Source organism: Pseudomonas sp. NPDC090752 (genome assembly GCF_055584805.1).
On the sequence record NZ_JBVJLI010000007.1, the window covers coordinates 230,444 to 242,565 of the forward strand.

The 12,122-nt window shown below is 64.7% G+C and carries 11 protein-coding genes; 6 read left to right on the top strand and 5 right to left on the bottom strand.

The genetic code is table 11. The annotated features are described in order from the left end of the window. Window positions 1-169 precede the first annotated feature (169 nt). From ACZ6YA_RS12415 to ACZ6YA_RS12440, 6 genes are all read left to right on the top strand, one after another. Complete coding sequence (locus ACZ6YA_RS12415; protein ID WP_465897397.1) at window positions 170-1,627, top strand: MBOAT family O-acyltransferase; 1,458 nt, start codon at window positions 170-172, stop codon at window positions 1,625-1,627. Between the two features lie 10 nt (window positions 1,628-1,637). Continuing rightward, complete coding sequence (locus ACZ6YA_RS12420; protein WP_465897398.1) at window positions 1,638-2,795, top strand: alginate O-acetyltransferase; 1,158 nt, start codon at window positions 1,638-1,640, stop codon at window positions 2,793-2,795. 20 nt (window positions 2,796-2,815) lie between these two features. Continuing rightward, window positions 2,816-3,463 (top strand): alginate O-acetyltransferase AlgF, encoded by a 648-nt coding sequence (locus ACZ6YA_RS12425; protein ID WP_465897399.1) that lies wholly within the window; start codon window positions 2,816-2,818, stop codon window positions 3,461-3,463. Window positions 3,464-3,501: 38 nt separating this feature from the next. Next, complete coding sequence (locus tag ACZ6YA_RS12430) at window positions 3,502-4,956, top strand: mannose-1-phosphate guanylyltransferase/mannose-6-phosphate isomerase (RefSeq protein WP_465897468.1); 1,455 nt, start codon at window positions 3,502-3,504, stop codon at window positions 4,954-4,956. Window positions 4,957-5,052: 96 nt separating this feature from the next. After that, window positions 5,053-5,517: a multidrug transporter gene (locus ACZ6YA_RS12435; RefSeq protein ID WP_465897400.1), complete on the top strand. Its 465-nt coding sequence runs from the start codon at window positions 5,053-5,055 to the stop codon at window positions 5,515-5,517. A 150-nt stretch (window positions 5,518-5,667) separates the two neighbouring features. Further along, a complete protein-coding gene (locus tag ACZ6YA_RS12440; RefSeq protein ID WP_465897401.1) occupies window positions 5,668-6,492 on the top strand; it encodes an SDR family oxidoreductase in 825 nt (274 codons plus the stop codon). Here ACZ6YA_RS12440 and ACZ6YA_RS12445 read toward each other — a convergent pair. The 5 genes from ACZ6YA_RS12445 to ACZ6YA_RS12465 form a co-directional block, all read right to left on the bottom strand. Continuing rightward, a complete protein-coding gene (locus ACZ6YA_RS12445) occupies window positions 6,442-6,852 on the bottom strand; it encodes an SDR family NAD(P)-dependent oxidoreductase (protein ID WP_465897402.1) in 411 nt (136 codons plus the stop codon). The two genes, ACZ6YA_RS12440 and ACZ6YA_RS12445, sit on opposite strands and share 51 nt — an antisense overlap. A 16-nt stretch (window positions 6,853-6,868) precedes the next feature. Next, window positions 6,869-8,320 (bottom strand): efflux transporter outer membrane subunit, encoded by a 1,452-nt coding sequence (locus tag ACZ6YA_RS12450; protein WP_465897403.1) that lies wholly within the window; start codon window positions 8,318-8,320, stop codon window positions 6,869-6,871. Beyond that, a complete protein-coding gene (locus ACZ6YA_RS12455) occupies window positions 8,317-9,378 on the bottom strand; it encodes an HlyD family secretion protein (protein WP_465897404.1) in 1,062 nt (353 codons plus the stop codon). Before ACZ6YA_RS12455 ends, ACZ6YA_RS12450 begins: the two co-directional genes overlap by 4 nt. Window positions 9,379-9,405: 27 nt before the next feature. Beyond that, window positions 9,406-10,947 carry an MFS transporter gene (locus tag ACZ6YA_RS12460; protein ID WP_465897405.1) on the bottom strand — a complete coding sequence of 514 codons (1,542 nt, stop codon included), beginning with the start codon at window positions 10,945-10,947 and terminating at the stop codon, window positions 9,406-9,408. A 110-nt stretch (window positions 10,948-11,057) separates the two neighbouring features. Then, window positions 11,058-11,966 carry a LysR family transcriptional regulator gene (locus tag ACZ6YA_RS12465; protein ID WP_465897406.1) on the bottom strand — a complete coding sequence of 303 codons (909 nt, stop codon included), beginning with the start codon at window positions 11,964-11,966 and terminating at the stop codon, window positions 11,058-11,060. Between the last annotated feature and the right edge of the window lie 156 nt (window positions 11,967-12,122).

Here is a 12,122-nt window from a genome sequence, read left to right on the forward strand (position 1 = left end):
TGGGAGCGGGCTTGCCCGCGAACAAGGGCGAAGCCCTTGCCAGGCACCGCGGTGTCTGCTTCGCGGGCAAGCCCGCTCCCACAGGGAAATGAGTTGCTCTTCAGTATTGCACTGGGGGGTTTGGGGGGCGCTTTGCCCTGGATGCTGTGAACAATTTAGGAGAACCGGGATGGTCTTCTCGTCCAACGTGTTCCTGTTCCTGTTCTTGCCGATATTCCTCGGCCTGTACTACCTGAGCGGGCAACGCTATCGCAACCTGCTGCTGCTGGTCGCCAGCTACATCTTCTACGCCTGGTGGCGGGTGGACTTCCTCGCCCTGTTCGCCGGCGTGACCCTGTGGAACTACTGGATCGGCCTGAAAGTCGGCGCCGCCGGCGTGCGCACCAAACCGGCCCAGCGCTGGCTGCTGCTGGGCGTCGGTGTGGACCTGGCGATCCTCGGCTACTTCAAGTACGCCAACTTCGGCGTCGACAGCCTCAACGCGATCATCAGCTCGTTCGGCCTGGAGCCGTTCATCCTGACCCACGTGCTGCTGCCGATCGGTATTTCGTTCTACATCTTCGAGTCGATCAGCTACATCATCGACGTGTACCGCGGCGACACCCCGGCCACCCGCAACCTGATCGACTTCGCGGCGTTCGTGGCGATCTTCCCGCACCTGATCGCCGGCCCCGTGCTGCGCTTCAAGGACCTGGTCGACCAGTTCAACAACCGCACCCACACCCTGGACAAGTTCTCCGAAGGCTGCACCCGCTTCATGCAGGGCTTCATCAAGAAAGTGTTCATCGCCGACACCCTGGCGGTGGTCGCCGACCATTGCTTCGCCCTGCAGAACCCCACCACCGGTGACGCCTGGCTCGGCGCCCTGGCCTACACCGCGCAGCTGTACTTCGACTTCAGCGGCTACAGCGACATGGCCATCGGCTTAGGTCTGATGATGGGCTTCCGCTTCATGGAGAACTTCAAGCAGCCGTACATCAGCCAATCGATCACCGAGTTCTGGCGGCGCTGGCACATCAGCCTGTCGACCTGGCTGCGCGACTACCTGTACATCACCCTGGGCGGCAACCGCAAAGGCACCTTCAACACCTACCGCAACCTGTTCCTGACCATGCTGCTGGGCGGCCTGTGGCACGGCGCCAACTTCACTTACATCATCTGGGGCGCCTGGCACGGCATGTGGCTGGCGATCGAGCGGGCGCTGGGCCTGGACACCAATCCGCAGCGCTTCAACCCGATCAAATGGGCCTTCACCTTCCTGCTGGTCGTCGTCGGCTGGGTGATCTTCCGCGCCGAAAACCTGCACGTCGCCGCCCGCATGTACGGCGCCATGTTCAGCTTTGGTGAGTGGCAGCTGTCCGAGCTCAACCGTTCCCAGCTCACCGGGCTGCAGGTGGCCACCTTGGTCATCGCCTACCTCACCCTGGCGTTCTTCGGCCTGCGCGACTTCTACCGCAACGCCAAGCCGACGCCCAAGGCAACCCCGGTGCAGGTCAACGCCGACGGTTCGATCGGCCTGGACTGGACCCGGGTGATGACCCGCGCCCTGATCCTGCTGCTGTTCGTCGCCTCGATCCTCAAGCTTTCGGCGCAAAGCTACTCGCCGTTCCTGTACTTCCAGTTCTGAGGTAGATGACATGACCCGGACATTACGCATCACTTATTCCTTGTCGTTCCTCGGCCTGCTGGTCGGCATGGGCGCCTGGTCCACCGGTGGCCTGCAAAGCTTCCAGCGCACCGAGCCGATGACCCTGCTCAACGGCAAGCTGGCCAAAGCCGCCGAGACCCATTACGACGCTGAATTCCCAATCAAGCGCCTGGGCACCAACCTCTGGGCCGCGCTGGACTTCAAGCTGTTCAACGAAGGCCGCCCAGGTGTGGTGCTGGGCCGTGACCAGTGGCTGTTCAGCGACGAGGAGTTCAAGCCCACCGCCGGCGCCGAGCAGTTGATGCAGGAAAACCTGGCGCTGATCCGTGGCGTGCGCGACACCCTGCAGCAGCACGGCAGCCAGCTGGTGCTGGCGATCGTCCCGGCCAAGGCGCGGGTGTACTCGGAATACGTCGGCAAGGAGCTGCCCGCCAGCCTGCATGACGACCTGTACAACCAGTTCCACGCCCAGGCCCGCCAGGCCAACGTGTTCGCCCCGGACCTGATGGCGCCCATGGAGCAGGCCAAGGCACGCGGCCAGGTCTTCCTGCGCACCGACACCCACTGGACGCCCATGGGCGCCGAAGTCGCCGCACAAGCCCTGGCCGAAGCGGTCAGCCGCCAGAGCCTGCTCAACGGCGCCCCGCAGACCTTCATCACCGAGGCCGGCAATACCGCGCCGTACAAAGGCGACCTGACCAACTTCCTGCCGCTCGACCCACTGTTCAGCAACCTGTTGCCGAGCCCGGACAACCTGCAGCAACGCACCACGCATCCGGTCGAGGCCGAAGGCGAAGCCGGCGATGCGCTGTTTGCCGACAGTCAGATCCCGGTCGCGCTGGTGGGCACCAGCTACAGCGCCAACCCGCACTGGAACTTCCTCGGCGCCCTGCAGCAGGCCCTGCGCAGCGACGTCGCCAACTACGCCGAAGACGGCCATGGCCCGCTGCTGCCGATGCTCAAGTACCTGCAAAGCGATGCCTTCAAGAACGCCGCGCCACAGGTGGTGGTGTGGGAATTCCCCGAACGTTATCTGCCCATGAAAAACGACCTCAGCAGCTTCGATCCGCAGTGGATCGCGCAGCTGAAAAACTCACGTAAATCCGAAGAAAACCTGGCCTTGTCGTCCACCCGGACGAATCACTGATCGATAGAGAGGAAATGCACATGACTACCAAGACTTCCATTGCCAAAGCCCTCACCCTCGCGGCCGGCCTGTCTCTCGCTTCCATGCAGGCCTTCGCCGGCGCCGATGCTGCGCTGTACGGCCCGAGCGCACCGAAAGGCTCGACCTTCGTGCGTCTGTTCAACGCTGCCAGCGCTCCGGCTGCGGCCAGCGTTGGCAACACCCAGATCAAGCAGGTCGGTGCCCAGGCCAGCAGCGATTTCAGCTTCCTGCCAGGCGGTGACTACACCGCCCAGGTGGGCGGCAAGAGCGTGCCGGTCAAGCTGGCCTCGGACAAGTACTACACCCTGGTCAACAACGGCAGCGGCAACCCGCAGCTAATCGAAGAACCACCGTTCAAGAACAAGCAGAAGGCCCTGGTGCGGGTGCAGAACCTCAGCGACCAGGCCGTGACCCTCAAGACCGCTGACGGCAAGACTGAAGTGGTGCCGTCGGTCGCTACCAAAGGGCGCGGCGAGCGTGAAATCAATCCGGTCAAGGTCAACCTGGCCTTGTTCGAAGGCAACAAGAAAGTCAGCGACCTGAAACCGGTCGCCCTGGAGCGTGGCGAAGCTGCCGTGCTGTACGTAACGGGTTCCGGCAGCACCTTGTCGCCGGTGTGGGTAACTCGCCCCGTGACCAGCAACTGATCCCCCTGCCTCTTTAACGACCTTATTGGAGAAACATGATGATCCCGGTAATTCTTTCTGGTGGTAGCGGTTCGCGTCTGTGGCCCCTGTCGCGCAAGCAGTTCCCAAAGCAGTTCCTGGCCCTGACCGGTGAACACACACTGTTCCAGCAGACCCTCGAACGCCTGGTGTTCGAAGGCATGGACACGCCGATCGTGGTCTGCAACAAGGACCACAAGTTCATCGTCCAGGAACAGCTTGCAGCGCTGAAGCTGGAAACCCAGGGCATCCTGATGGAGCCCTTCGGCCGCAACACCGCCCCAGCGGTGGCCATGACCGCCATGAAGCTGGTCAACGAAGGCCGTGATGACCTGATGCTGGTGCTGCCGGCCGACCATGTGATCGACGATCAGAAAGCCCTGCAACGCGCCCTGGCCCTGGCCACCGTGGCCGCCGAGCGTGGCGAGATGGTGCTGTTCGGCGTGCCGGCGACCAAGCCTGAGACCGGCTACGGTTACATCCGCTCCAGCCAGGACGCCCTGCTGCCTGAAGGTGTGGCGCGGGTCGCCCAGTTCGTCGAGAAACCCGACGAAAAGCGCGCCGCCGAATTCGTCCAGGCTGGTGGCTACTTCTGGAACAGCGGCATGTTCCTGTTCCGCGCCAGCCGCTTCCTCGAAGAGCTGAAAAAACACGACGCCGACATCTACGACACCTGTGTGCTGGCCCTGGAGCGCAGCCAGGAGGACGGCGATGTGCTGAGCATCGACGAAGCCACCTTCGCCTGCTGCCCGGACAACTCCATCGATTACGCGGTGATGGAAAAGACCCAGCGCGCCTGCGTGGTGCCGATGTCGGCCGGCTGGAGCGACGTGGGTTGCTGGTCGTCGCTGTGGGACGTGCACGAGAAGGACGCTGACGGCAACGTCACCAAGGGTGATGTGGTGGTGCAGGACAGCCGCAACTGCATGATCCATGGCAACGGCAAGCTGGTGTCGGTGATCGGCCTGGAAAACATCGTCGTGGTCGAAACCAAGGACGCGATGATGATTGCCCACAAGGACAAGGTCCAGGGCGTCAAGCAGATGGTCAAGACCCTCGACGAGCAAGGCCGCAGCGAAACCCAGAACCACCTGGAAGTGTATCGCCCATGGGGCTCGTACGATTCGGTGGACATGGGCGGCCGCTTCCAGGTCAAGCACATCACTGTCAAACCGGGCGCCAGCCTGTCACTGCAGATGCACCACCACCGTGCCGAGCACTGGATCGTGGTGTCCGGCACCGCTGAGGTGACCTGTGACGAAAACGTGTTCCTGCTCACCGAGAACCAGTCGACCTACATCCCGATCGCCTCGATCCACCGCCTGCGCAACCCAGGCAAGATCCCGCTGGAAATCATCGAAGTGCAGTCCGGGAGCTACCTGGGCGAGGATGATATCGAGCGCTTCGAAGATGTGTATGGGCGTACGTCCACGCCGGTCGAGCGTGGCGTATCGGTGAAAACCATCGCGCAGTAAATGAACCCGGGGGCCGCATTGCGGCCCCGCTTTTGAGCCCTCCGCCATTTCCGGCTACGATGGTCAGACCCTGCGCAACCAAGGGCTGTACACACCATGATCATCGGCGCCTTGCTCATCCTCACCTGGCTGGTATTGCTGCTGCGTTACCCGGCCAAAGCCCTGCCGATTTCGCTGGCCGCTGTTTGCGGTCTGGGACTGGTCGCCGTCTTCGTGGCCTGGCAAGACAGCCGCGAAGCCTCGCAACTGGCTCGTCTGGACCTGCGTCTGACCTACGCCCCCGAACAATGCCCTGCCGATCGCACACTGCAAGTGCACATGAAGAACGGCAACAAGGCGCCGCTGACCGAACTGCGTTGGCGGGTCGGCGCTTACGCGCCGGGCGATAGCGTGAACCTTGCTGAGAACACCTACAGCGCGCCGCGTTATCGTGGGCCGGGTGAATTGCAGCCGGGGGCCGAGTGGAAGGATTGCCTGCCATTGCCGCCACTGCGCTCTGGCTATCGGCCGCAAACACTGGAGTTTCGCGCCGAGCATCTGCAGGGTACATTCGCCAACTAATCCAGAGTCTGTCACGACCCTTTCTCGGGCAAGCCCGCTCCCACAGGAACACCGCTGTACCCAAGAGCAATGGGGTACTTGTGGGAGCGGGCTTGCCCGCGAAGAGGCCGGCACAGACTACACACCTCTCAGACCCCAAGGCCCTCTCACATGCCCACCGTCCTCATCACCGGTTGTTCCAGCGGCATCGGCCGCGCCCTGGCCGAAGCCTTCCGCGATGCCGGCCACGACGTCTGGGCCACCGCCCGTAAAACCGAAGACGTCGAGCAACTGGCCGCCGCCGGCTTCACTGCCCGGCAACTGGACGTCAACGACAGCGAAGCCCTGGCGCGCCTGGCCGAGGAACTGGAAGCACGCCAGGGCCGCCTCGACATCCTGATCAACAACGCCGGCTACGGCGCCATGGGCCCGCTGCTCGACGGCGGCGTGGAAGCCATGCGCCAACAGTTCGAAACCAACGTCTTCGCCATGATTGGCGTAACCCGCGCACTGTTCCCGCTACTGCGCCGCGCACGCGGGCTGGTGGTGAACATCGGCAGTGTTTCGGGTGTGCTGGTCACGCCATTCGCTGGCGCCTACTGCGCCTCCAAGGCCGCCGTGCACGCCTTGAGTGATGCCCTGCGCCTGGAGCTCGCGCCGTTCGCCGTTCAGGTGATGGAAGTGCAACCGGGAGCGATCGCCTCGCAATTCGCCAGCAATGCCCAGCGCCAGGCCGACCAAGTGGTCGCGCCTGCCTCGCCGTGGTGGCCGCTGCGTGAGCATATCCACGCGCGCGCCCGCGCGTCGCAAGACCGGCCCACCTCAGCGGCGGAGTTCGCCCAAGGCTTGCTGAGCGCTACACGCAAATCGCCTGTGCCATCGCTTGTGCGGCTGGGCAATGGCAGCACGGCGTTGCCGTTGCTTGCCCGTTGCCTGCCCCGGCGGTTACTGGACTGGGTACTGCGAAAACGCTTCGGGCTGCTGCGACCGCTCTGACGCACTGTACAGATCGATCACCTGTCCCCACTTGCGCTCGGCCATGCCCCGGGCGTAATGACGCTCCAGCCGCTGGGCAACGCTAAGCGCCACGTTGTTGACCAGAATATCGGTGTGCGGCACCTGCTCCAGCAAGGCCTGCACGCCCTGCTCGGTGCCCAGGTCGGCAACGACGCCGATGATCCGCGCCCAGGGCAAACATTCACGCACGGTTTTCAGCGCAGCGTCGACCAGCGCCGGGGTGCGGTCGTTGAGGACCACCTCAGCGCCGGCCTCGGCCAGCTCGATGGCCGTGGCCAGGCCCTGCCCAGCCATAGAGCCGCTGATCAGTGCGCGCTTGCCATTGAGGGCGAGGTGCATGGCTGCCTCCCTTTGCTCAGGCCTTCTTCGCCGGCTGTTCATCGAACGCCTGCCAACCGCCGCCCAGCGCTTTGTACAACCCGACCAGCGCCTGCGACACTGCCGCCGAGCTGTCGATCCACTGCTCTTCGCTGGCCAGCAGGGCGCCCTGCACGGTCAGTACATTGAGAAAGTCCACCGCGCCTTCCACGTACTGGCGCTGGGCGGTTTCCAGGGCGATGCGGTTCTGCCGCACCGCTTCGGCCAGGTGATCGCGGCGCAGCTGGCTGGCGTTGTACAGGCGCAGTACATCGTCGATCTCATGCCAGGCACCGAGTACCACCTTGCGGTAGTTGAGCGCCGCTTCCTGCTGCTGCGCCTCACGCAGTTCAAGCGTGCCCTTGAGCCGGCCGCCTTCGAAGATCGGCAACGACAGCTGTGGGCCGAAGGCGAAGCGACGCGCGTCCCAGGCGCCGAAGTCCGACAGCTGCATGGCCTGGAAGCCGACACTGCCAGACAAGCGGATGCTCGGGTAGAAGTCCGCCTTGGCCACGCCAATGCTGGCCGTGGCCGCATGCAGGCGCGCCTCGGCCTGGCGGATGTCAGGCCTGCGCTCGGCCAGCTCGGACGGCAGACCAATCGCGAACTGCTGCTGCGGCGCAGGCAACCCGCCGCCCTCCAGCAACTGCGCCTGCAGGCTGCGCGGCGGCTCGGCCGCCAGCAGGCTGAGGGCGTTGATCAGGTCATCGCGGCGCGCCTCCAGGCTTGGCAGGCGCGCTTCGATCGAGGCGACCTGGGCGCTGGCCTGGGCCACGTCAAGGCGAGTGGCGACCCCTTCGGCCTGGCGGTCCTGGGACAGCTTCAGGCTGTGCTGAGCCACCTTGAGGTTGTCGCGAGTGACATCAATAGTGTGCTGTACGGCGCGCAGCTGGATGTAGTTGCCGGCCGTTTCCGACAACAGTGCCAGCAGCACCCCGCGTCGATCGTTCTCGGCCACTTCCACCGTGGCGTCGGCGGCCTCCACCTGACGCCGCACGCGGCCCCAGAGGTCCAGCTCCCAACCGGCGACCAGGTCGCCCTGCCACAGGTTGAACGCCGATTTGCCGGCCTTGCCGGACGGGTCGCTCAGGCCTTCGGCGCTGTTGCGGGCGCGGCTGTAACCGGCGTTCACATCGACCGATGGTGTTTCATCTGCCGCGACCGTGCTGCGCAATGCGCGGCTTTGCAGCAACCGGGCGCTGGCGATCTGCAGGTCGAGATTGCGCTCGGCCACCTGCTGGATCAGCGCGCTCAGGCGGGCATCGTGAAAGGTCTCCCACCAGCGCAGCTCCAGCGGTTCGGCCTGCGGCTGGCTGGCTGCCGCCTCACCTTGCAGCGGCGCCCATTGCTGGGGTGCCTGGCTGTCAGGACGCTGGAAATCGGGACCCAGCGTGCAACCCGCCATGAGCACGGCCAGCAGCAGGGGGCTCAAGCGCATTGCCGGTTTCATCGTGCACTCACCTCTTTGCCGGCGAGCTTGTCATCGTGGGTGTCGATGGTCGCCTCCACCGACATGCCCACCCGCAGACGCTCCAGCAGTGGCTGGCCATCATCGAAGACGATCTTCACCGGGATGCGCTGCACCACCTTGGTGAAGTTGCCGGTGGCGTTGTCCGGTTTGACGGCGGCGAAGGTCACGCCGGTGGCCGGCGCGATGCTTTCGACATGGCCCTTGAGGGTTTCGCCAGAGAAGGTATCAACGCTGATGCTCACTGGCTGGCCCGGCTGCACGTGGGTCAGCTGGGTTTCCTGGAAGTTGCCGACCACGTAGGCATGCTGCAACGGCACCACCGACAGCAGGCGCGCGCCCGGGTTGACGAAAGCGCCCACGCGCAGCGCACGCTCACCGACCATGCCGTCTACCGGCGCGGTGATGCGGGTGTAGGACAAGTCCAGCTGAGCCTTTTCCAGGCCCGCTTCGGCCCGCTTCAACTGGCCATCGGCGCTGGCCACCTGGGCGCTGAGAATGTCCACCTGCTTACGCGTGGCCACCAGCGCCGCCTGGGTGTTGGCCAGCCGTGCACGGGCCTGGTCGACCCGGCTGCGCGCCTGCTGGGCATTCTGTACGGTGCCGGCGCCCTGCTCGGCAAGGCGGCTGTAGCGGTTGACCTCATGGTCGGCGAACGAGGCTTCGGCCTGGGCCGCCTTCACTGCCGCCTCGGCCTGGGCGATCAACGCCGCCTGGCGCTCCAGGGTGGCGCGGGCATCGGCGCTCTGCGCCTTGGCCACCAGCAACTGGGCCTGGGCAGCGTCGAGCGCGGCCTGGTAGTCACGCGCGTCGATGGTCGCCAACAACTGGCCGGCCTGGACCTGCTGGTTGTCCTCCACCAGCACCTCCTTGATGAACCCCGCCACCTTGGGCGCGACCACGGTGTAATCAGCAATCACATAGGCGTCATTGGTGCTTTGCCGGTGGTCACTGCCCAGCATCCAGGGGCCGACGATGCCGGCCAGCACAGCCACGGCCAGTACCGAGCCGATCAAGAGGGTTTTGCGTGGGTTGGTCATGTTCAGTGTCTCGAATTCATCCAGGGTTCAGGCCACCGCGCGCGGCGGATAGACCCGGGTAGGCACGAAGGGAATCAGGCAAATCAGCGCCACGGCGATGCAGGCCATGACCAGGTAGAGGTCGGCCGAGGTCAGCACCAGCGCCTGGTCATGGATGCGCTTGGCCAGGCCCGCCGTGCTGTCATCGACCAGCGGGGCGTTGCCCAGGCTGTCCACCAGGTGGTTGGAATGAAAATGTCGGCGCAAGGTGCCGAGGACGTCCAGCAGGCCACCGGCAACAACTGCGGCCAGACCTTTGACGGTGTTGAACCAGCTGGAGGCGAACGGGCCTTCCTGCGGGGTCATGCCGTTGGTGGACAGCATCAGCAGCGGCAATACCGCCATCGGCTGGCCGAATACCTGCAGCAGGTAGAACGGGTAGAAGTCGCCACGGATCCATTCGCTGGTCAGCAAGCTGCTGCCGATGCACGACACCGCCAGCATCGCCAGCCCCGTGGCCAGCACCCAGCGGCAGTCCACCGCACGCAGGTTGCACAGCGCGGCTGTAAGCGGCAGGGCGATCAGCTGCGGCATGGCCACCAGCATCATCAGCGGACTGGTTTGCGCCGGGCGATAACCCTGGATCTGCGCGAGATACGCCGATGGAATGCTGGCGACGCCCGATAACACGATCAGCACGCCGGCCAGGGTCACCAGGGCGAAACTCAGGTTGCGCCGCGACAGCATGCGTAACTGGAAAAACGGCAGCGGCTCGGACCACTCGTTGTACATGAACAGCACCAGCAGCAGCACGCCACCGCCCAGCAGCCAGCAGATAAGCGGCGAGTCGAACCAGCCCCAGCGGTCACCCAGCGACAGGCCGAGGACGATGCAACTGATCGCCGGCAGGCCAAGCAGCACGCCGCGCCAGTCGAACTGCTTGAAGCGCTCCAGGCGCAGCGGATCCTGCGGCAGGCCCCAGCCGACACAGAACATGGCCAGGGCCGAGGGCAGGATGATCTGCCAGAACGCCCACTGCCAACCCACGTACTCGGTCCACAAGCCCGCCAGCGGCGTGCCCAGGTTGGGCCCGAAGGTCGCGGTCAGGGCGTAACAAGCCAGGCCGTAGACCTTGATACCCGGCGGCAGAAAGCGCAGCGCCACACTCATCAGCATCGGCGGCAAGGCGCCGGAGGCAAAGCCTTGAAGAATGCGCAGCAGCATCAAGCTGTGCAGGTTGGGGGCAAACGGCTGCAACAGGCCGAGCACAGCAAACAAGCCGACCGCGCAGAGGGTGAAACGGCGCAGCGAAAAGGTGGTGGCCAGCCACGGCGCGAAGGCCATGGCCGAGACCGAGGCGGCGCTGTACACCGCCAGCAGCCAGGCGCCCTCGTCGGCACCAATGCCCATCGCGCCGCGGATATCCGCCAGGGAAATCTTCGTCACCGATTCGTTGAGGCCGGCGCACAGCACCGCCAGCAGCACGCCGAACAGCCCGACCACCACCCGCAGGCCGAACGCTGTCTGCGCAGGAGCGGCCGGCGTGGGGGCGACGGCGATCGCGGCAGCAGGGGCGGATAGGGAACTCATGCGCAGACATCTCCAGCAACAAAATTTCAGCTGGAACAAGTCTATGAAGGTCGAATGCTGACGAAAACTGACTTATCGGCAGTTTTAAGTTGCATCAAACGCAATCGACATCAGGGATCGACACTGCAGCAGGCCTTCAAGGTCTGCCGCAACCAGCGGTGCGCCGGGTCATTGTGAAACCGTGGATGCCATGCCTGGAGCACCGTCACCCGCTCCAGCGGCACCGGGATCTCGAACGAGCGCAACGGCAAGCCCAGCTTGTGCACGCTGTTGAGGATGTTGGCCGGCATCGGCAGGATCAGGTCCGAGTCCGGTAGCGAGAACAGCGCCGAATGGAAGCTCGGGGTGATCAGCGCCACACGCCGCTGCACCTTGAAGTTGGCCAGTTCGACATCGATCGGCCCATTGGCGCGGCCACGGCGGGACACGCTGATCTGTGGATAACTGGCGAAACTTTGCGGGGTGATCGGCTGATCGAAGATCGGGTGATCGCGCCGCGCCAGGCCTACGTAATAGGTCTGGAACAGGCTCTGCACCTTGATCTCCGGACCCAGGTCGACGGTCGAGCTGATGATCAGGTCGGTGCGCCCGTCGCGCAGCACGCTGTCGTCATCGCCACCGGGGCTCTCCGGCACGAAGCGCAGCACCGTGCGTGGTGCCTGCTCGTGCAGGCGGCGCAACAGCATGGCGCCGTAGAGAGCGATGAACAGGTCGTTGGTGCGAATGTTGAAGGCCCGGTCGAGCTTGGGCAGGTCGACGTCATCAGCACTACGGAACACCTCACCGGCCTGCTCCACCAGCGCTGCCACCTGCTCGCGCAATGCCAACGCCCGCGGCGTCGGCACCAGGCCACGGCCGGCGCGCACCAGGATCGGGTCGCCGAGGGCATCGCGAATGCGCCCCAGCGTGCGGCTCATCGCCGCCGGGCTCAGGTTCATGCGCTGCGCTGCGCCGACCACGCTGCCTTCATCGAGCAGGGCGTCGAGGGCGACGAGCAGGTTCATGTCCGGGAGATGCATGGCCGATTTCCGTGGCGGTTGTGGGAATGGCGATATTAACAGGTCGGATGATTGCGCCAGGCGCAATGCGGTCGTGCGTGATGCGGCATTTATCTTGAAGCTGGGATGGGCCATAAGTGATGCAGTGGCTGCACTGGCCTCTTCGCGGGGCAAGCC